A 19,746-nucleotide genomic window follows, 5' to 3' on the forward strand; every position below is an offset into this window, starting at 1 on the left:
TCTAAGAGGTCAAATCCCTTAACTTCCATAATATCCAGAATCGCGACATCGCAATCATTGTCTTCGAGCAAAATCTTGGCTGTATCGAAGGAAACTCATATGCCTTTGCTCTAATAAGGGAACCTCTTCAAAAAAACGCGAGGCACGGAAAATTTCCAGTGCCCCGCCCATTATAGATCTTAGCTTCCTTTTTTCCAGACTTGGTCGATAAGTTGTTCTAACCCAAGTTTTTTCATCGTGCTGCTTAGCGGTTTCCCGGTATGTCTATCCCAGCCCATAGCTTGATAAAAGTCTCGCACCCAGCCTTCGATATAAGGGGCAACGCTCAGGCCGGCTGCGTCCTTAGCATCGGGAGGAGCAGGATCTGTAAGCCGTGGTGAAACCTTGTAGTCATCTTCGGCGGTCAACCCGCGGCTCATGTTGAAAATCCTCTCAAGGGCCATAATCCTGTCGCCGCATAGCCTGGCGTCCTCTTCTGTAAAATCATCCCATCCTACTACGCTGGCGACTGCTTCCGAGGTAATTTTCATAATGCCAGGAATGCCCCAAGTTGCGAACCAGCAAGTCCCATGAGAATCATTCCACATTTTGATCCCAGCCGTTGCGGCGACCTCCTTGCCTTTCCCATACCGGCCTAACGGATTCGCCTTCTCAGGGTAGCCTGCGTCAGCTTCAGCCGTCCAGCAGTCAGCTCCCGGCGAAGGCCATCCCGCACCTCCACCAACCACTTGCCCCAAAAGTACGCCCCACGCTCTTCTCCAGTCATGAAGGTTCATGCCCGCTCCCTTGATGTCAACGGAAGCATGGGGCAATCCAACACGCTGGGCGGCAGCTTTCGGTCCGTCGGCCAGCATATTGGCGAATGCTCCTTCCCTGTGAGCAATCCTATTGAGAAGTGTCTTAATTGCCTCGAGATTCCCCCATGTCAATTCAAGCCCTTCTGTTTCCTTTGTGGTAAGTAGGCCTTTTTCATAGGCCTCGAAGGCGACCGCCATCGCACAACCGGCTGTACTCGTTTCTAACCCAAGGCGATCGTACATGTCCGTTAGATAGAAAGCCTCGCCGGGATCATTTGCGCCAGCCCCAACAATCGAAGCGGCGCCTTCCATGTTTTCGCCACCACCAGAAAGAGATGCAACATAACCTTTAAAAGGCCCTTCTATTACCTCTACGTCATAACTGCAACCAATCGGGCATCGGAAACAAGGCTTAGGGGTGATCTTTTGCTTGCCCATCCGATCGCCAAAGCCCGGTAAATCGTTTGCCGTCCAGTTGTTAACGGAAAGACCGACGAGGCCTTTGACGCCCACATATTCATCTCTGGGAACACCAGCTTGTCCTACGATGGGTGCAACACCCAGTTTTGTAGCCATCTTACCCCACTCGCCAACGAGTTTCTTAAGGTTTTCCGGATTGGCTACTTGGACTTCTCCTGTCCCATGCACAGCTATGGCCTTCAACTTTTTCGCTCCCATTACCGTGCCGCCACCTGAGTGGGCAAAGGAGTGGTTCTTGTCATGTTCAATCAGAGCGCCGGCACACAGATTCTCCCCTGCCGGGCCGATAGCATTCACACTAACCCCTTTTCCAGGTTCCAAAGAAAAGCCAAGGTCTGTCTTTATCAAGTCCTCGGTTTCATGCGTGTCTTTGCCCAGGTATTTGCCTGCATCCCTCAGTTCGACTTGGCCGTCATTTATCCAGAGGTAAACCCACTTTTCTGATGCTCCGGTGATAATGATGCCGTCATACCCTGCCATTTTCAAGTATGGTCCAAACCACCCATGGCCATGAGACCGGCCAGCCGTAAATCCGGTATCTGCATTCAACAAGGTTAGAGTGCAGTTTGTACCTGATATAACTCTTGTGCCCGTTAGCGGGCCCGTCATAAAAATAAGTGGATTCTCGGGATCCAAGGGACCGGCTCCCGCGGGCAGCTCTTTCATGAGATACCACAGGCCTAAACCGAAGCCGCCAATGTACTTCCTCATAACGCTTTCATCCGGCAGAGGCTCAGTTTTAATAGAGCCAGTTGTCAGATCCACCCTCAATACCTTTCCTATATATCCGCCTTTTATCATTTTTGTTTTACCTCCTGTTTCTTTTTCGTTTTCTGATCATTATAAAGTTTACTTTTGGCCCTGTTTCGTTGACTCCGTCGACCTTGGGGAAATGGTATAATTCCATTTCGGATTTAGATCGTGATATTGTATACTGAGCTCTTCCTCCAAACCTTTTATCATTTTATCGTTTTAGCATTTCCTCCTTTTATCATCTCATTATATGCCCCACCCCGATTCTTATCAAGCAAAAAAAACTTAAAAATTTCAACGGACAGGGAAATGTCATGGGTAAAGGGCCTATATGGGACAGTGAAAATGTCATCCCTCCTTCGCTGCCGTTGTAACTGGGTGAATCTGTTCCCTTGGGTTTGGCTTGTTGCCGTACCACCTCCTCCATGGATGGTCAGGAGCGGGTATTACAGGGGTTTTCTCCTTCGCGTCCTTTTCAGTCTTCTTTGCGGTATCCTTCAAGGAGTCCTTCCTGTCATCGGTTCCACGGCGAAGCGTGCATTGTGCTTGTCAGGATATGTGGCAAGGAAGGCATTGGCCTCCTCGATGGTGGTGATGCCTGCCAGTCGCATGACGACGACGAGCCGGTGCTGAAGGGTACTCCAGAGGCGTTCCACCTCCCCTTTCGCCTGTGCTGAAGAGGCCTTCAGCGGCTGGGTGTTCAGGATATCCAGGGCTTTCCCGAATTGTGTGAGAGCGACAGTGTAGCCCTTGAGTTCCTCTTTGGCGGAAAGCTTTCCTGATTTGGGAGAGAAGAAGATCGTATGCGCATCGGAGTATAAAATCCCCGAGAAGTTCTGGGGTCGGATCTTTAATCTTGAATTTTAATTTAACAGGTTAACATAAAAAGCTATTTTAGGTTTCACAAATGCCACCGAGATCAGTGCCTGTTAAGGGCGGGCTCAGTAGTATTTGTATGTTTATCAAATATATGACGCATATAATAGGGGTTAATTAATAACAGTGGGGTTTAATATTTTAAATTAATCATTCTAGGATTCTAGGATTTGGCGCTAAGGAAGGCTTCGACTGCGGCATCAAGTTTAGATTCGTCGGTGACGGAGCAGATCATCTTTTCGCCAGAAAATGGCAAGCCGAATTTGCGGCGCAACAATCTTATAAGCACATCTTGCTTGCCCTTTATTCGTCATTCAAGATCCGTCCCCTCGAACTAAAAATGCCAATATTGTAAAAGAGTGGAATAAAATTCTTCAATGTCCTTTAAGTTATTTACGAGTATGGATTTTAAGATATTTAAGTCGAGCGCTTGGTAATTATGAACCGCTATATTTCGAAACCCTGTCATTTTGAGCATTTTTGAGGCAAGCTCTGCGCCTATTACTCCCCTTTCCTTTAAGATGACGAAGTTATCTCTGACGCTTTCGGGAAGGCCTAAATGTTCTGATGCCACAGCGTAGGCCGCCAGGTCTATGCAGGCTTGAATTGCGCGCTGCAGGTTAAGGACGAATATATCCTGCTTGTCAATATCTTCAAGGCTTTCGGGATCAAGACCCGTAACGTCACGGATTCTGTCAAGACACCTTTGTATAGTAGCAACCTTCGCCAAAACTATGTCCTTATCAGGCATAAAGCCGCCTCCTTAGGATGTTTTCTTCAATTTCCCTGCGGCAATATTTTAAGTCGTCATACTCATTTACCGTAGAAACAAAAAACTGCTCGTAAGCTCCTTTTTCAGCATGCAATAAGATGCCCGTTTTTAACGCCTGCATCTTCATCACCGGACCGACGCTATCGAGGACTACAAGGTCTACGTCTACTCCAACTAACTCAGTGAGCTGTTCTTTCAAGTCTAAGACTTGCTTGACATTAAAGCGCCTTCCGAAAAGCACGGCAATATCCACGTCGCTATCTGGCCTAGCTGTCCCCATGGCGTAAGAGCCAATCAGAAAGGCCAGTTTTATGTCTTGCATGGCAAAAAAGTCGCGTAGTTTCGCTTCCATTTCCTTTTTGTTTTCTTTTTTCATAATAACCGCCTTCCTTTTCCGACACGAAAAGGACATTGTAAATTAAAGTCTTGCTCGTGTTTGCAACAACATTATAACAGCTCAAGCAGCTTTAAAACCTCATAAATGCCTTGGGGGCTAGCTTAAAACGATTGTTAGAAGCTGCTCATATATCTAAAAACGAGCCTATCCCCCTCCGGCCTGTTTTCCGCATCGTCTTCGAAGTAGTAATTCACGATGTAGGTGCTCGACCTGCCTCCATACATGATACCTGGGCCAATGCCGAAGACTTTCTCACGCGAATCTGGTACGCCTACTCCATCAATTCAAGATTAAAGATCCGACCCCAGAACCCGCTTTCCTTCTACCACGCTTCTGGATAACGTAAAGACGAATGATTTCATTCTGTGTCATGCAGTATCTCATCCCCTTATTGTAACCAGTCTCTTTTTACCAGGGGGGTGAACGATTCACTGGTTAGTTATAGGGATGAAATTATCATTTGTTGACAATACACTCCCCCACTATGTTTGACATCCCTGTGTCGGAGGAGTATACTAAAGTGGTACTCTTTTAGGAAATTATGTTTCCATATAGGAAACATAATTGCAAGGGGGCGACAGAATTGAAAAGCGCCGAAAAAGCTTTATCACTTCTAAAACGCCTTGGAGACCCACCTTACGAGCTCGGCCTAAAGGAACTCGCAGAAGAGGTAGGCATAGGGAAAAGCGGCACATATAAGCTGCTGGAATCACTGCGACGTCAGGGCTTCGTAATTCAGGACGCATCAAGGAAAACCTACCACCTTGGCCCCCTAGTGCTGAGACTCGGTAACGTATACAGCCAGTACAAGGGAATAGGCGATATTGCCCTTCCGGTTATGGAATCCATTATGGAAAGAACAGACCAATCGATTACCCTGTCCATTTGGGAAGGCGAACGGGCATTCGCCGCATACAAGCGGACCCGCCCTGGCAAGGTCTACGATGCCATCGACTTTATAGGTAAAAGCCTGCCGATAAATGCGGGTGCTTCGGCTATGGCGCTCGCCGCCTTCCAGGATCCAGATCGAATAAGACTGATTCTCGAAAAGGTCGCCCTTGAAAAAAGAACCCCTTACACCATAACCGACAAAGAAAGGCTACTCGAAGAGTACGAGAAGATCCGTAATCGCGGGTACTCCATCGAGGATGAGGTCTTCAACCTTGGAGACTTTTCAGTGGGCGTACCTATCTTCGACAGGAACAATGCCGTATGGGCGAGCATGGCGCTGACTGCACCCAAGGCCGAAGCCAGTCCTTCGAACATCGAGATGTGGATTCAAATACTCAAAAACGGAGCCGAGGAAATTTCAGACAAGCTGAAGTTCCGCCACTAGACTGGCCCATTACGGCAGGTACCATAGCCTGAAAATAAAGAGGGGGGATTTTTACGGGGAACTCATAATTGAACCATAATTTCTCAAAATAATAAAGAAAAGGAGATGATTGATCATGAAACGGAAATATGTGTTGCTAGCAATTCTGGCCCTCTTCATCTTCAGCATCACAGCCATCGCGGGAACGGCAACGTCTAGCTACGCCGCCGACATTGTCAAACTGAAGGTAGCGGGAATTTCCGCCCCCGAATACCGCGGAACAAAATCACTTTACGCTATCAAGGAAGAGATCGAGAAAAAAACCGACGGTCGCATCGTACTCGACATCTTCCCGGCAAACCAGCTCGGCGACTATACCCAGGTCTTCGAGGAAATCCGGCGGGGAACCATTGAAATGGGACTCATTTTCCTGCCCAGCCAGTTTGACGTCATGCTGGAAATAGGTTCGCTCCCCTACCTGGCCCAGACGGGCGAAGGCATGCAAAAACAGCTCTCTCCAGGTTCATACATTTACGATATCATTGATAATTCTCTCGACAGGCTAGGCGTTAAACTTTTACGTATCTACGGCGATGGATTCATCGGTGTCGGAACCGCCAAAAAACCTGCCAACCCCACCAAACCCGGGGTCGACAAGGACACGCTGATCAGAATCGCTCCGGTTGCCGTGTACAGAGAAACAGCCACCGACCTTGGCTACCGAACCACCACGATACCTTATGCCGACACGTACAGCGCCATCCAGACCGGAGTATGTGACGGCTGGATCGGCGGTTCCTCCCAGATCAACTACCTGAGCTTCCGCGACGTTATCAAATATTACATCCCCTATAACTGCCTCTTCGACCAGACGGCCTACATTATCAACCAGAAACTCTGGGATTCCTTCAGCGAGGAAGAAAAGCAGATCATCCAGGAAGCGGTTAACAAGCAAGCCGACAAGAGTTTTGCCGACAGCGAGGCCGAAGACCTGGAGTACCAGGCAAAACTCCAGGAAGCAGGCGTCGAGATCATCAAGATCAGCGATCAGGAGCGTCAGGAATTGGCCGAATACATCCAAAAAAACACCTGGCCTAAGCTTGCCGAAATCTATGGCGAGGAAACCATCGAAAAAATCAGGGAATCAATGTAAAGAAATACTTGCAAAGGGGCAGGATCATCCCCGCCCCTTTGCTTTTAGGGAGGGATATCGTTGAACATTATTGCGACTTTCAAGAACTCCGCCGTATGGAAATTTCTCGTCAAGATCCAGGAATGGATTCTGACTTTGGCAAGCATCTTCGTCGTTCTGATAATGTGCGTCGAGGTCTTTCTCCGATACGTTGTAAAATCCGATCTCTTTGGTCTCGAGGAAATCGTTGTTATAGCGGCGTTCTGGCTTTATTTTATGGGAAGCTCCTATGGCGTTTACGAAAAAAGCCATGTCAAGGCCGACATAATACCCCAGATGCTCAAACCCGGACAGAGGGCTTTCTTGAGCGTCTTGATACATTTCACCATGGCCGCCTTGTGCATACTCTACTCCGCCTGGGCCGTGGAAATGGTTCATTACAGCATTGTATGGATGCCAAGGACGACGGGACTGCGTATTCCCATTTTCATTTCCCAAACATCAATTCTTGCAGGTTACGTACTTATGTCCCTTTACTCCATTGTGTACTTTTTCGAAGAGCTTTTTCATTTACTCGATACGGGTGATGGCAAGAACTCTCAGGAATCAGCGGGGGTGAAAACCAATGAATCCGGCAGGTAAGAAGATCGACTTTTTCCCACTCATTCCGGCCAGGAGGGAAAATAAATGGCTATAACCATAGCTCTTATTCTGATCATCGTCACGCTCCTTCTCGGGCTGCCGGTCCCTTTCTGCTTCATGCTATCCACCACTTTCATGGTTGTCGCTCATGGGTACGATCCGTCATTTTTACTCCCCTACGGCTTCAGTCAGATGAGCTCAATCGTCCTTTTGGCCATCCCGCTTTTTATCATGGTAGGAGGAATGATGGACAAAGGGGGCATAGGCACGTCCCTGGTGAATTTCGTTGACGTCATCATAGGTAGGGTCAAGGGAGGTCTGGGCGTCGTCGCGGTGGTCTCCTGCGCCGTTTTCGGATCCATATCCGGCAGTTGCGCCGCTACCCTTTCCTGCATCGGCTCGATCATGTTTCCCAGACTCCGGGAAAACGGTTACCCCATGGGGCACAGCGCCGCCCTTGTTTCGTGCGCCGCTCCTCTGGGACTACTCATACCCCCAAGCTCCCAAATGATCCTTTACGCCTGGGTAGGTCAGCAATCTGTACTGGCCTGTTTCCTTGCCACCGTCGGGCCGGGAATTGTCCTGACAGTCCTTTTGAGCGCGCTTAATCTCATAATGCTTCGAAACGACACAAACATCCATGTTGTTCCCCCCATGACTTTAAAAGAAAAATTCAGCCTTTTGGGAAAACGAGGTAAGAAGGCGGCACCGGCTCTTTTTATGCCGGTCATCGTCCTTGGCGGCATCTACGGTGGCATCATGACTCCGACCGAGTCCGCCGCCGTAGCGGTTCTGTACTCCATTCCTGTGGGCTTTTTCGTTTATCGTGGGCTTAACAGGAAAAATTTCGTTCAGGTGGTGGTCGAAACGGCGACAACCACCGGCGTGGTGATGCTCATGATGTACTGCATCATGATGCTCAGCCGCATCTATGTGCAGGAACGGCTCCCCGACCTCATAATGAATGTTTTGACTAGCGTTTCCACGAACAAGTACATCATCCTGCTCATGCTTAACATCTTCATGATAATCATAGGTATGATTATGGACGACGTCAGTGCCATGCTGCTTTGCACTCCGATCCTGCTGCCTGTCGTGACACAATTGGGAGTCAGTCCTATCCACTTTGCAGCTATCATCGGCACCAATCTTGGGCTCGGAAACGTCACACCGCCGACGGCGCCCACATTGTACTTCGGAGGTAGAATGGCAAAGACACCGGTGTCGCAGATGATGAAGCCCGCCATGATCTTCATCATCTTCGCGTGGCTTCCGACGCTTTTGGCGGTCACCTACATTCCGGAACTTGCCCTTTGGCTACCTAGGCTCGTACTCGGGGGCCGATTCTGAAAGCCTGGTTACAAGGCTCTATGATGGTGTACAATGCCGGTGGGGTCTTTCCGGCATCGCCGGGATGACTCCGCTTTCGCACAAGCAGACTAAAAGCCGTAGAAGCCAAAAAGGAGTGATACCCTTGATAAGCACCCAAAAAGACCATCTTTACAGACTCATACTGGACCTTGTCGGCATTCCCAGCATCTCTCCGTCCCGGGAGGGAGAAAACAGGATAGCCAGATTTATTTTCGATTCTCTTCGCGAAATCCCCTATTTCAGGGCAAACCCCTCCGACGTCCGGCTTATACCGATGGAAGGCGACCGTTACAAAAGGCATATCGTCTTCGCCCTCGTCAGGTCTAAAAAAGAAACTCCCGACACTGTCCTGCTCACTGGTCACATGGATGTGGTCGACACCAACGTCTGTGGTATTCTGAAGGAAACGGCCTTCGACGCCGAGGAATACACCCGCAAGATAGCCTCGCTTGAACTTTCCCCCGAAGCAAAAAAGGACCTGGCCTCCGGTGAATGGCTCTTCGGGCGCGGCGTGGCCGACATGAAAACAGGCGTTGCGACGGGACTTTCCATCCTCGCCGAAGCAGCCAGGGGAGAATTTGACCCGGGCGCCAACCTAGCCGTCCTCTATGTAGGCGACGAAGAAAACAACTCGGGCGGCATGCTGGCAGCCGTTCCCGTTCTGGTTTCATTGCAGGAAGAAGAGGGCCTGCGGTTTCTTTCCTGCATTAACACGGAACCGACTTTCGCTGGCGGGTCAAAGGCGGGTCCCTCTGTTTATCTCGGAAGCATAGGCAAGATAAATCCCTTCTTCTATTTCGCCGGCAAGGAGACCCACGTTGGGGAATACTACGAGGGCCTTTGCGCGGCGCCCATCGTCTCCCACCTGGACATCATGCTCGACGGAAACCCAGAATACGCCGACACCCTCGATGGACGAGCATACCCACCCTATGGCTGCATGCGTCAGCATGACCTGCGCAAGGAATACTCGGCAACGATAATGACCAAGGCGGCAGCCTTTTACAGCTACCTCACCGCCCAAAAGATGCCCGGCGACATCCTGGCAGAACTGAAACACCTGGCCATGGAGGCTCAGAAACGAGCCATCGAACAATATGAGAGATTCGCAGAGGGTTACGAGGAAAGAAATGGCTCCGGCGCGGTGTTGTCATCCTGGAGTCCAAAGGTCCTTACCTTCGGGGAATTGCGCAAACGTGCCGAAACACTTCTGGGTGACAAGCTTCACGACGTCCTGGAAGAAGCCGAGGCATCCTGCACCCCGGGTGCCGATGAAAGAGAACTTGCTTTCGCTACGGTGGAACATCTTGCAGAGGCTTGTGCGCTAAAGCCGCCTTACGGGATCGTTGGGTTTCTGCCGCCCTGGTATCCGCACCGCACAAACCGTGGTAAAAGTTGCGGTGAAATGGCGATGCGACACGTGGCCGAAAAGCTCCGAGAGAAAGCGAAAACCGCTTACGGTGTCGAACTTGAGATCCGATCCCTATTCGAAGGCGTCTCTGACCTCAGTTACTGCGGCTTCGAAGGGGGAGCCGAAGAAATACGGACCGTCGGTGAAAACCTGCCGGGATGGGGAAAACTTTACCGTTTTCCCGAAGAGGAGCTGCTTGAACTGGATATACCCATACTCAACCTTGGTCCCTTCGGGAAAGACTCGCACAAGAACACGGAACGGATCCACCTTCCCTACTCGCTGGAGGTCTACCCGCGTCTTTTGAAAGAAGCCATCAGGCTTGTGGCCGGAGAGGGTGAGAGCTTGCATGGCGGAGAAGATAACGCTCGCTGAAATAAGCTTAAATAATTGGAAAGATCCTTAAATGGCGGCCTACCAGGCGTTTTTTGAGAGAATGGGCACTGATTCACAACGGAGCTTTCATTGTTGTGGCGGGGATCATTTATTTTCTGGTCCCGAATAACCTTGCCACAGGAGAGGTAAGCGGCCTGGCCAGTGCCAATATTGTAAAAGAGTGGAATAAAATTCTTCAATATTTATAATAACCGCCTTCCTTTTCCGACACGAAAAGGACATTATAAATTAAAGTCTTGCTCGTGTTTGTAACAACATTATAACAGTTCAAGTAGCTTTAAAACCTCGTAAATGCCTTGGGGGTTAGCTTAAATAATGCCAAAAACGATTGTTAAAAGCTGCTCATATATCTAAAAACGAGCCTATCCCCCTCCAGCCCGTTTTCCGCATCGTCTTCGAAGTAGTAATTCACGATGTAGGTGCTCGACCTGTCTCCATACATGATACCGGGGCCAATGCCAAAGACTTTCTCACGCGAATCTGGTACGCCTACTCCATCAATTCAAGATTAAAGATCCGACCCCAGAAACCGCGGGTTACATATTATTGCCTATCTTAGGGCTTCGTAAAATACCGAGGCGCAATTTAACAACCGAGAATAAAATGAAATCATGTTAGAGATAGAGATCCAAGACAAAGTACAGGAGGCGATAGATATGAAACGTTCAACAATAGCTGTTCTGGCATTGGTAGCTCTTATTGCCGTGGCGGGCTCCGCTTTGGCACATGGCAGTTATGGATTTGGACCGCACCATATGTGGGGCGGAGGTTACGGCCGCGGAGGCATGATGGGAGGCTGGGGGTCAGGCGCGATGATGTGGGGATACGGCCCACAGAGGAGCGATTTTGACTCGAGGTCGCGATTGAACAACACTCCCTATGGCACAGAAATTCCACCCAAGATTGCCGAAAATATGCGCCAGCTCGAAAGAATTCATTTAGAGCTTCGGTCTCTGGCGTATGAAGGCCGCATAGACAGGGCTAAGGCATCTCAACTGCACGAAAGGATGCTTTCTCTTCAAAATGAAATAGCGCGATGGCAGTTCGAACAGTGGCTCAATTTCTCCGAAAATCGACAATAATAGGTGAAATAGCCTAATATCCATAGATAAGAAACCACACACTGCGAGGGGGCAAATGTTCCCCCTCGCAGTGTGTGGTATTGAACGATAATGGCTACTCCGCCCGCCGATCAGCTCTATAAAAAACTTTGGGGTCAAGTCTTTAGTTTTGAATTTTATGTTCACAGCATGCCATTTTAACGATATGCTATAATATACTTTACTGCTATATTAATATAGGGAATGTGTTTCCTTGGTTTCGAGTTATAATAAAATAAAAGAAGCAACCTGCTTAAATCTCATATGGGATTTGGCACGTGCAACTAAAACAAACAGAGGGATTATACTTCGTAGAAGAATTAAGACTGGGCATCCGTTAAAAGCAAATAAGGAAGCCTTAACTTTTTGGGAGGGCGTTAAAAATAATGAGGAAATTAAACTATGATGAGTATATAGAAAAAATGCGAAAGCAGTCCCTGCACTTGCATGTAGCAAGCGATGCCCACAGAGGCAAGCCGCTACGCTTAGGCAAGGCACGTGATCCGGAAGAAAACGTAGTTTTATTTTTGTTGGACTATAACCGTTGGCAGAAGGCTTTAGCCAGCGGGGAGATCGAAAAGCTTGGCCCGCGGAGGTATCGCATGAAATGGACGAAGGAATAAAGAATATCTTTAATGCAAATACCCGAGGGTCAGGTCTTTAGTTTTGAATTTCAATATAGTTGTTTAATTAAATAGAACGATCACCTTACATTCTATGGGCGTTATTCTATTTAAATACCAAAACGAAATGTGCATAGAAAGTTTATTGAACGCGTACTGAAGGCAAAAGCCACAGAGTCATTAAACTCTATTAATTTACGTTCTCTTGAAAAACGCATTTTAAGATATATGGCATTTTTCGTTTTGCAAAAGAACGAATATATGATAAAATCGTTCTACGGCAGAACGAAAAGGAGAATATCATGACCTTGCAAGATTTACTATCAAAACTGCAAGAAATACAGGCCCGCCTCGTTTTAAACTTGCCGAAGCGTTTGCGACCATATTTCGACGCCCTTGACCTGTCGGCCAGAGGGTTGCTTGTGCTGGGCCCCAGGGGCGTGGGAAAGACGACGTTAGCGCTGTCAAGGTCGAAGGGAATGCTTTACATCCCAGCGGACAATCCCTTGGTGGCGCCCTTTAAGCTGTGGGATATATGCGAGGCGGCCTTCAGAGCCGGCTACGACGGTGTTATCGTAGACGAGGTGCATTACGCTCGCGAATGGGCCGTGCACCTAAAGGCGCTTTACGACGCCTTCCCCGGCAAAAGGATCTGGGCCACCGACAGCAGCAGTGCATCGCTTGAAAGTGGCGTTTCCGACCTATCGCGCAGGTTCGTTCAAATCAGGGTTCCTCTTCTTTCGTTCAGGGAATTCATCGCCCTAAAACTCGATCACCTCTTTCCCGTGATCGACCCCTTCAACCCAGACATATCCTCGATCCAGAATGTAATAAATGCCATAAACCCGCTGGCGGCCTTTGGGGAATATTTGCGCCAGGGGCTTCGGCCTTTTTTCCTCGAGGGACATTACGCGGAGAGGTTGAAAAACGTGCTGGACAAAATGGTGTTCTCGGATGTGCCCTTTTGGACGCCGCAAATCGCGGAAAATCACCTTCGGCTTATGCAGGCAATAGTTGGCCATCTTGCCATGTCGCCAATTCCTGTAATTAGCGTGGAGTCGCTAACGCGCGAGTGGGGTGTCGGTAAGGTAAAGCTATACGATCTCATTGAAGTAATGATGCGTATATGCCTTATTCGCGTCATCAAAAGAAAAGGCGCGGCTTCCAAGCTTCACCTTCGAGGAGCGAAACTCTTTTTCTACGACCCGTCGACTTACTACGTCTTAAACGGAAACACGGCAAACGTGCGGGAGGCATTCGTCGCCTGCTCGCTCGAAGAAGCAGGTAGAAGCGTCTTTGCAACAGATGATGAAAGGATTTGCGACTTTGTCGTCGACGGCGTAACTTTGGAAGTAGGCGGCAAGAGCAAATCGGGCAAAGCCGCAGATTTCGTCGTAAGAGAGGGCCTTGACGTGCCTCTGCCCGGCGTGATTCCTATGTGGCTGTTTGGGATGATGTATTAAGCGAAACGGTGAAAACAAAGCCTTGAGTTTGCAAACCAAACCGGGGTTTTATTTAAAGCTTACTGCCCAAGCACCAAGGAAAGATCCGCAAAAATTCCTAGAGTGGTTTAATTTCATTTAAAAACTTACTGCCCAAGCACCCTCAAGACTTTCCCCTTTGAAACAAAATTAACCTACTAAATTAAAATTCAAGATTAAAGATCCGACCCCAAAACCCGTATTGCATTAAAGACGGCTATAAGCGTGACGCCTACGTCGGCAAAGACTGCTGCCCACATGGTGGCTATCCCTAAGGCACCTAGACCCAAGACTGCACCTTTGACGCCCAGGGCGATGGCGATGTTTTGCCTGGCAATGGCAAGCGTTCGCTTCGCTATTTTAATAGCTGCCGGGACTTTCGATGGTTCGTCCGTCATTATGACCACGTCGGCTGCCTCGATGGCGGCGTCCGACCCCAGTCCTCCCATGGCGATGCCAACGTCTGCCCGCGCAAGCACGGGAGCGTCATTTATGCCGTCTCCGACGAAGATGAGCTTCCCCTTTGGGGATTTGCTCGCCATGAGATCTTCCACCTTTTGCACCTTATCCGCAGGAAGCAGCCCGCCGTAGGCCTCGTCGATGCCAAGATGAGAGGCCACGCTTTCAGCTACGGACTTTGCGTCGCCCGTAAGCATTACGACCCTTTTTACCTTTTGGGCCTTAAGCTCGCTGACGGCTTTTGCTGCGTCTTCCTTGATAACGTCTCCTATTACGATATAGCCTTTGTATTCGCCGTCGACCGCGACGTGAACGACCGTTGCAGCGTCGACAAGGTCTTCGGCTGATATGTCAAGCATCTGCATCATCTTGGCGTTTCCCGCCGCGACGAAGCGGCCCTCGACGGTGGCGGTGACGCCCTGCCCAGGGATTTCTTTGACCTTTGAAATGAGTGCGGCATCGATTTCTTTGCCATAGGCCCGCCTGATCGAAAGGGAAATGGGATGATTTGAAAAGCTTTCGGCGCAGGCGGCGAATTTTAAAATTTCTTCATTATTATATATGTCTTTTGAGACGACTTCTTGTACCTTGAAAGTCCCTTTGGTGAGCGTGCCGGTTTTGTCAAAGACGGCAACTTCCGCATCGGCCAAAGCCTCCAAGTAGTTGCTTCCCTTTACGAGGATGCCCTTTCTTGCAACAGCGCCAAGTCCGCCAAAGAAGCTCAAGGGTATGGAGATAACCAGCGCGCAGGGGCATGAAATTACGAGAAAGACAAGCGCTCTGTAGATCCAGTCGCCAAATACCGCGCCTCCAAGCACCAGAGGCGGGACGATGGCTATGAACGCCGCTCCGCCCACCACGGCAGGCGTATAACAGCGGGCAAACTTGGTGATGAAGTTCTCAGATTTTGACTTCTTGGCGGCGGCATTTTCTACTAAGTCCAGGATTTTTGATGCCGTCGATTCGCTGACATTTTTTTTGACCCGTGCGATGAGCAGGCCGTTTAAATTGACGGACCCACTTAGCAGCTCGTCGCCTTCGCGTACAGCTTTGGGCATCGATTCACCCGTCAGAGGCGAGGTATCAAGGCTTGAGCTGCCCTCCATAACCACGCAGTCTAAGGGCACTTTCTCGCCTGGTTTTATGACGATGACGTTGCCAATGTTTACTTCGTCGGGATCGACACGATCTATAACGTCGCCTCTTTTAACGTTTGCATAATCGGGGCGTATGTTCATGAGCTCGGCGATGGACTTTCTGGACTTTTCCACTGCCCTGCCTTGAAATAGCATGCCGATCTTGTAAAAAAGCATCACGGCGACAGCTTCGCTGTACTGTCCGATGCAAAAGGCCCCTATCGTGGCAACGCTCATAAGGAAGTTTTCGTCGAAGATCTGCCTGCGCGAGATGTTTCTTGCTGCCCGTAAAATCACGTCGCCGCCGGTTACCGCGTAGGCAGCCAAAAAAACCAACAGTCGGGCTTCGTTTTCAGCCTCCAGTATTAGGGCAAAAAGGAAAAGCCCCAAACCTATAGCTATCTCGGCGATCCTCTTTTGGTGCGGCGCAATATGCATCGTTAAGCCTTCTTTACCACCACGTCCGGCTCGTATCTTGCAACAATCCCCTGTGCTGCTTTGACGATGTCGTCAAATCTTGAATCGTCACCGTCGATGACCATCTTAGCAGTCATGAAATTTACGGACGCGAAGTTGACGCCCTCCAAAGCCTTGATCTCCCTTTCTATCTTTTCCGCACAGTTTGCGCAGTTTAGTCCCTCGAGCTTGAATGCCCTTTTCATGCCGACGCCTCCTTTTTAGGCTAAACTTTTTTTAGCTTTACAATTGAACGTCTCTTCAACTGTCAAGGTCATTATAGTTGAGTATATGTTCAACAGTCAAGGTCGTAAGGCCTTTTTTAAGAAAATATCGGCGGAAACGCGAAAAGAAATGTCGAAGCATCGCGAAAATATCCGCTTTTTCAACGTTCGGGTTAATGATAGAATACAATCGACCGATACTTGCTGGGCATTACATCTTTTTGAAGGCGTTAGAAGCTAAATTTTGGTCAAACGGAGGCATGGCATGAAAAAGGACGAAATGGTCTGCGACTGCGACGTCATCCACGAGGAGGTGGTCGACGCAGTCAGAAAAAAACTGCCCGACGAAAGGGAGCTTTACGATTTATCGGATTTCTTTAAGGTCCTGGGCGACAGCACGAGGGCTAAGATCATGTGGGCCCTCGATAAAAGCGAGATGTGCGTCTGCGACCTGGCCGTGCTTTTGGGCATGACGAAGTCTGCCGTCTCCCACCAGCTGCGCTCGCTTCGGGAGGCAAACCTCGTAAAAAACAGGCGCGAGGGGAAAAACGTGTTCTACTCCCTCGCCGACGACCACGTCAAACAAATATTCGAGAAGGGCCTCGAACACATCCGCGAGAAAAAAGACTAAAAATTTCTGGGGTCGGATCTTTAATCTTGAATTTTTCAGGGGGCGTTCCCGGGGTTGAATATGACCCCGGTATAAGGTCCGGGGTCGGATCTTTAATCTTGAATTTTTTCAGGGGGCGTTCCCGGGGTCGGATATGACCCCGGTGCTTTTATACGTCCGGTGCCTGCGGCGTAGATTTGTTTAGGATTCCCTTCGCCCTGACCTTGCATCCAATCGCCTCTAGATGGCATGAAAGCAGGTCCAAAGCTTTTTCTACTTCCGGTGCGTCGGATTCCTGGGCTGCATCGACGAAAAAGAGCGCCTCTTTTGTATCGGTCGTAACGGCGCATAACCTGCTGTCGCGGTGATTCCATAGCCAACAGCAAATCTTTTCCTCGTCGGCATAGACGATGTGGGTGTCTTTTACGGTAATTTCATCACCTGAACCGAGGGGGGTAAATATCTCGCCTGTTTTGCCGTACCTCAGCGTTAGGTCACCTCTAAGTTTATGTACATCATAAGCTCCCATGGGAAGCAGCGTCATGACGGAGACACAGTTGTAGCAATCGACCACGCTTGAAACGTTCCAAAGACTTTCGCTTTTGATGACGCGCCTCAAAAGCGCCTCAAAAGAGCAACGGCAGCTGCTTGGTTTAACGCCCATGTCACTGTAGATCTTCCGCCAGTTTGCGATCCTCGGATGTTTTGACAGCTCCTCTGTTTTAAATAAGCCGTATTCCTGCACGATCCGCGGCAGCGTTGACTTTAACGCTTCCACGTAGTCATTTTTCTCTTCTACTACCACGTGAGCATAAAGCCAACCAACATGGGTGCCGGGATAATTTTCCAATATCTCCGGAGCTATTGTGATCTTCATAATTTCCTCCTATTAGGAGTCCGCGGATGAAAGCGGGAATCCTCTTTTAACGGAATCGCTAAGTTTTGCACCATATACTGTTTCCCCTTGACCATCAAAAGTAATATGGCTACAATGTTATCACAAACAGGAGGTGTTTGAATTGAGGCGCGTTTGCGATTCGTCAATTCGGGTAAGAATAGACAGCGACACAAAAGAGCGAGCATCAAAAGCACTGGACAGGATGGGCCTAACGGTCTCTGATGCCGTTCGGTTGCTATTGGTTCGAATAGCCGAAGACGGTCGATTCCCCTTCGATCTAGAGGTGCCAAACGCCAGGACGAAAAAGGCAATGGTCGAGCTTGAACAAGGGGGCGGAATATCCAAAGGTTCCATCGAAGATGCGTTTGCAGATTTAGGGCTCTAAATGTTAGATATTCGATACTCTTCGCAGTTCAAAAAGGACATTCGTCGTATAAAACGGCAGGGCAAAGATTTGGAGAAGTTGCGAGAGGCGATTTCGCTCCTTGCCCAAGGAGTAGCTATACCAGCACATTATTTAGATCACTCTTTACGTGGGCAGTGGAATGAGTATCGAGAAATTCATATTGATAACGATTGGCTTCTTATATACAGAAAAACAGCAAAAGAGCTGCTTTTAGTTTCAACCGGTTCACATTCTGAACTTTTTGATCGATAGGAATAAGATCTTTTTTCCTCATTCAGGCGTATCGGAACAAACAGAACTACCCTGTTAAACTAAAATTCAAGATTAAAGACCCGACCCCTAAATCCCGACATGAAATGACAATAAAATAATAACCTTAAAGTTTTAAGAATTCATCAAGAGAAATGCCGACCTGGCGCAAAATGTTCTTCAAAGTCCCTCGCTTCAGCTCTTTATGATCCGGTATAGTTACGGTCATTTTAAAGGGCTTCTCTCTGCGCAATATCATATGACTTCCTGATTGCCTAACGAAGACAAAACCAATCTTCTCCAACTTTTTCGCTACATCTTTTCCGGAGAGATTAGGCAGTTTGCTCATCAGAAAGAGATATCTCTACAACATCGACAATAACATCGCTTTGCGGGATTTCATCGCCAAATTGCTCGGAAACTTCTATCCACCCTTTGATGGCCTCCTTCACATTCGCAAGCGCTTCTTCGTAGGTATCACCTTCGCTAATACACCCAGGAAGCGAGGGGACATACACAGTATAACCACCCTCTTCCGCAAGCTCGAAGATAACTTTATAAGCTCGAGTTTTACCCATCGTCTCAATACCTCTCTTCAATAGTACCTAACTGGGGTCACATCTTTAGTTTTGAATTTTGGCATTTTCAGAAACCTCCGTTACACTTTTAAAGGTATTCGGCCGGAAAATTCAAGATTAAAGACGTGACCCCAATACAATTTACTGCCCAAGCAGCTTTAAAACTTCGTCTTTCGATTTGGCGTCAAATATGGCTTCGGCCGCGGCGTCGAGTTTAACTTCGTCGGTGACGGAGCGGATCGTCATTTCGTCAGAAGACGACAGGCTGAATTTTCGGCGCAACAGTTTTATAAGCAGATCTTGTTTTCCTTTGATTGTACCTATGATTGTACCTTTAATCTCGCCTCTTTTTTCGCCCTCTATTTTGCCTCTTTCTTCCCCTTGTTTTATCAGCTTTTCTGCAAAAGACGGCATAACTTTTTCACCTCCAAGTTCTTTTACTATCCGTTGCATGGTGCCTTGGTCTACGTCCAAAGTGTAAAATAAATATAGGATCAGTATTATCCTTTCTTCTTCAGACAGCTTTATTATAACAGCTATCCTTATGATTCCCTCTATATCATGTAAGGCTACAAGCTTCATCAAGAGTAAACTTGCCATCAAAAAGGGGGTTTCTTCTGCTTTTTGTTCTATCTCGTCGTTAGGAATTTGAGTTAAGTCTACTAGTACATAATTGAATTCAGGGATGTAAGGTTTTATGGATTCGTTTAAGCTGTCAAACTGTCCTTGAAAATGAGTAGTTATGTTCCAGCTTGAAGAGCCGTGATAGATGACTACGGGGATTACAGGTGTAAGTGGTACGTTTTTCTTTCTCTGTTCATCCCACGTTACGGTCATATAGCTTAGTATTTGAAGTAAAACTCCGGGATCAGGATATGACTTATGCTCAAATACAAAGTAAAGCTGTCCTTTTGTATCTGATATATAGCATTCTACAGCTATGTCCATGTAGTACTTGTTGTAGCCTTTGATCTTTTCTGTGGGGATTAGCTTCATTTCCTTTAAATCTATCTGGCTTGAAATGTCTTTTGGGAGAAACTCCTTTATAAATTGTCTTACGTTTGCTTCATCTGACATTACCCTTTTAAAAAGCCTATCGTGGGGGTCTTTGGGCGTTAGGTCATCTTTGGGCGTTAGGTCATCTTTGGGCAAAGGTGAAACCTCCTTTGGTTGAAAGTAAATGA

At 48.3% G+C, this 19,746-nt stretch carries 24 protein-coding genes; 13 read left to right on the forward strand and 11 right to left on the reverse strand.

The genetic code is table 11. From position 1 onward, the window contains the following. Nucleotides 1–179: 179 nt before the first annotated feature. Nucleotides 180–2,078 carry an aldehyde ferredoxin oxidoreductase family protein gene (locus BLU12_RS05075; RefSeq protein WP_091461041.1) on the reverse strand — a complete coding sequence of 633 codons (1,899 nt, stop codon included), beginning with the start codon at nt 2,076–2,078 and terminating at the stop codon, nt 180–182. Between the two features lie 297 nt (nt 2,079–2,375). On the opposite strand from BLU12_RS05075, the gene BLU12_RS09845 reads away from it, so the two are divergent. Continuing rightward, entirely contained in the window at nt 2,376–2,663 is a 288-nt protein-coding gene (locus BLU12_RS09845) for a hypothetical protein (protein WP_159428505.1), read from the forward strand. Between the two features lie 406 nt (nt 2,664–3,069). On the opposite strand, the gene BLU12_RS10180 is transcribed toward BLU12_RS09845, so the two are convergent. The 3 genes from BLU12_RS10180 to mntA are packed head-to-tail and all read right to left on the reverse strand — an operon-like array spanning nt 3,070 to nt 4,054. Beyond that, a complete protein-coding gene (locus BLU12_RS10180) occupies nt 3,070–3,195 on the reverse strand; it encodes a hypothetical protein (RefSeq protein WP_268753506.1) in 126 nt (41 codons plus the stop codon). A gap of 45 nt (nt 3,196–3,240) precedes the next feature. Then, the gene (hepT, locus tag BLU12_RS05080) at nt 3,241–3,657 is read right to left on the reverse strand and encodes a type VII toxin-antitoxin system HepT family RNase toxin (protein WP_091461043.1); all 417 of its coding nucleotides are present in this window, start codon (nt 3,655–3,657) and stop codon (nt 3,241–3,243) included. After that, nucleotides 3,650–4,054: a type VII toxin-antitoxin system MntA family adenylyltransferase antitoxin gene (gene mntA / locus BLU12_RS05085; RefSeq protein WP_091461045.1), complete on the reverse strand. Its 405-nt coding sequence runs from the start codon at nt 4,052–4,054 to the stop codon at nt 3,650–3,652. Before mntA ends, hepT begins: the two co-directional genes overlap by 8 nt. A 131-nt stretch (nt 4,055–4,185) precedes the next feature. Between mntA and BLU12_RS10265 the strand changes: the two genes are divergently transcribed. The 6 genes from BLU12_RS10265 (at nt 4,186) to BLU12_RS05115 (ending at nt 10,321) form a co-directional block, all read left to right on the forward strand. Next, a complete protein-coding gene (locus BLU12_RS10265) occupies nt 4,186–4,416 on the forward strand; it encodes a hypothetical protein (protein WP_234945474.1) in 231 nt (76 codons plus the stop codon). Between the two features lie 242 nt (nt 4,417–4,658). Continuing rightward, entirely contained in the window at nt 4,659–5,411 is a 753-nt protein-coding gene (locus BLU12_RS05095; RefSeq protein WP_091461048.1) for an IclR family transcriptional regulator, read from the forward strand. A 115-nt stretch (nt 5,412–5,526) separates the two neighbouring features. Then, nucleotides 5,527–6,543: a TRAP transporter substrate-binding protein DctP gene (gene dctP, locus BLU12_RS05100; protein ID WP_091461050.1), complete on the forward strand. Its 1,017-nt coding sequence runs from the start codon at nt 5,527–5,529 to the stop codon at nt 6,541–6,543. A gap of 60 nt (nt 6,544–6,603) precedes the next feature. Beyond that, a complete protein-coding gene (locus BLU12_RS05105; RefSeq protein ID WP_091461052.1) occupies nt 6,604–7,164 on the forward strand; it encodes a TRAP transporter small permease in 561 nt (186 codons plus the stop codon). Between the two features lie 45 nt (nt 7,165–7,209). Beyond that, the gene (locus BLU12_RS05110; RefSeq protein ID WP_091461053.1) at nt 7,210–8,514 is read left to right on the forward strand and encodes a TRAP transporter large permease; all 1,305 of its coding nucleotides are present in this window, start codon (nt 7,210–7,212) and stop codon (nt 8,512–8,514) included. A 124-nt stretch (nt 8,515–8,638) separates the two neighbouring features. Beyond that, nucleotides 8,639–10,321: a M20/M25/M40 family metallo-hydrolase gene (locus BLU12_RS05115; RefSeq protein ID WP_159428506.1), complete on the forward strand. Its 1,683-nt coding sequence runs from the start codon at nt 8,639–8,641 to the stop codon at nt 10,319–10,321. 352 nt (nt 10,322–10,673) lie between these two features. Here the strand turns inward: BLU12_RS05115 and BLU12_RS10240 are convergent, their stop codons facing one another. Next, on the reverse strand, nt 10,674–10,844 hold the full coding sequence (locus BLU12_RS10240) for a transporter (protein ID WP_143270380.1): 171 nt from the start codon (nt 10,842–10,844) through the stop codon (nt 10,674–10,676). A gap of 154 nt (nt 10,845–10,998) precedes the next feature. On the opposite strand from BLU12_RS10240, the gene BLU12_RS05120 reads away from it, so the two are divergent. From BLU12_RS05120 to BLU12_RS05135, 3 genes are all read left to right on the forward strand, one after another. Then, nucleotides 10,999–11,424: a hypothetical protein gene (locus BLU12_RS05120; protein ID WP_091461057.1), complete on the forward strand. Its 426-nt coding sequence runs from the start codon at nt 10,999–11,001 to the stop codon at nt 11,422–11,424. 404 nt (nt 11,425–11,828) lie between these two features. Next, a complete protein-coding gene (locus tag BLU12_RS05130; protein WP_091461061.1) occupies nt 11,829–12,065 on the forward strand; it encodes a hypothetical protein in 237 nt (78 codons plus the stop codon). 302 nt (nt 12,066–12,367) lie between these two features. Next, nucleotides 12,368–13,528 (forward strand): ATP-binding protein, encoded by a 1,161-nt coding sequence (locus BLU12_RS05135; protein WP_091461063.1) that lies wholly within the window; start codon nt 12,368–12,370, stop codon nt 13,526–13,528. Between the two features lie 194 nt (nt 13,529–13,722). Here the strand turns inward: BLU12_RS05135 and BLU12_RS05140 are convergent, their stop codons facing one another. Both BLU12_RS05140 and BLU12_RS05145 read right to left on the reverse strand, forming a co-directional pair. After that, a complete protein-coding gene (locus BLU12_RS05140; protein WP_200778715.1) occupies nt 13,723–15,579 on the reverse strand; it encodes a heavy metal translocating P-type ATPase in 1,857 nt (618 codons plus the stop codon). A 2-nt stretch (nt 15,580–15,581) separates the two neighbouring features. After that, nucleotides 15,582–15,803, reverse strand: a complete 222-nt coding sequence (locus tag BLU12_RS05145; protein ID WP_091461064.1) for a heavy-metal-associated domain-containing protein — start codon at nt 15,801–15,803, stop codon at nt 15,582–15,584. Between the two features lie 262 nt (nt 15,804–16,065). Between BLU12_RS05145 and BLU12_RS05150 the strand changes: the two genes are divergently transcribed. Next, nucleotides 16,066–16,452 carry an ArsR/SmtB family transcription factor gene (locus tag BLU12_RS05150; protein ID WP_456049089.1) on the forward strand — a complete coding sequence of 129 codons (387 nt, stop codon included), beginning with the start codon at nt 16,066–16,068 and terminating at the stop codon, nt 16,450–16,452. A 148-nt stretch (nt 16,453–16,600) separates the two neighbouring features. Here the strand turns inward: BLU12_RS05150 and BLU12_RS05155 are convergent, their stop codons facing one another. Next, on the reverse strand, nt 16,601–17,308 hold the full coding sequence (locus BLU12_RS05155; RefSeq protein ID WP_091461067.1) for a B3/B4 domain-containing protein: 708 nt from the start codon (nt 17,306–17,308) through the stop codon (nt 16,601–16,603). 133 nt (nt 17,309–17,441) lie between these two features. Here BLU12_RS05155 and BLU12_RS05160 point away from each other — a divergent pair, with 133 nt between their 5' ends. Both BLU12_RS05160 and BLU12_RS05165 read left to right on the forward strand, forming a co-directional pair. Then, entirely contained in the window at nt 17,442–17,714 is a 273-nt protein-coding gene (locus BLU12_RS05160) for a type II toxin-antitoxin system RelB/DinJ family antitoxin (protein ID WP_234945475.1), read from the forward strand. After that, nucleotides 17,715–17,987 (forward strand): type II toxin-antitoxin system YafQ family toxin, encoded by a 273-nt coding sequence (locus tag BLU12_RS05165; protein WP_091461070.1) that lies wholly within the window; start codon nt 17,715–17,717, stop codon nt 17,985–17,987. 124 nt (nt 17,988–18,111) lie between these two features. Here the strand turns inward: BLU12_RS05165 and BLU12_RS05170 are convergent, their stop codons facing one another. The 3 genes from BLU12_RS05170 to BLU12_RS05180 all read right to left on the reverse strand — a co-directional run bounded on the left by BLU12_RS05170 (nt 18,112) and on the right by BLU12_RS05180 (nt 19,714). Then, a complete protein-coding gene (locus tag BLU12_RS05170; RefSeq protein ID WP_091461072.1) occupies nt 18,112–18,333 on the reverse strand; it encodes a type II toxin-antitoxin system HicA family toxin in 222 nt (73 codons plus the stop codon). Further along, a complete protein-coding gene (locus BLU12_RS05175; protein ID WP_091461073.1) occupies nt 18,317–18,562 on the reverse strand; it encodes a type II toxin-antitoxin system HicB family antitoxin in 246 nt (81 codons plus the stop codon). Before BLU12_RS05175 ends, BLU12_RS05170 begins: the two co-directional genes overlap by 17 nt. A 141-nt stretch (nt 18,563–18,703) precedes the next feature. Beyond that, nucleotides 18,704–19,714 carry an Rpn family recombination-promoting nuclease/putative transposase gene (locus tag BLU12_RS05180; protein ID WP_234945476.1) on the reverse strand — a complete coding sequence of 337 codons (1,011 nt, stop codon included), beginning with the start codon at nt 19,712–19,714 and terminating at the stop codon, nt 18,704–18,706. Between the last annotated feature and the right edge of the window lie 32 nt (nt 19,715–19,746).

This window comes from Acetomicrobium thermoterrenum DSM 13490 (assembly GCF_900107215.1).
Classification (GTDB): Bacteria; Synergistota; Synergistia; order Synergistales; family Acetomicrobiaceae; genus Acetomicrobium; species Acetomicrobium thermoterrenum.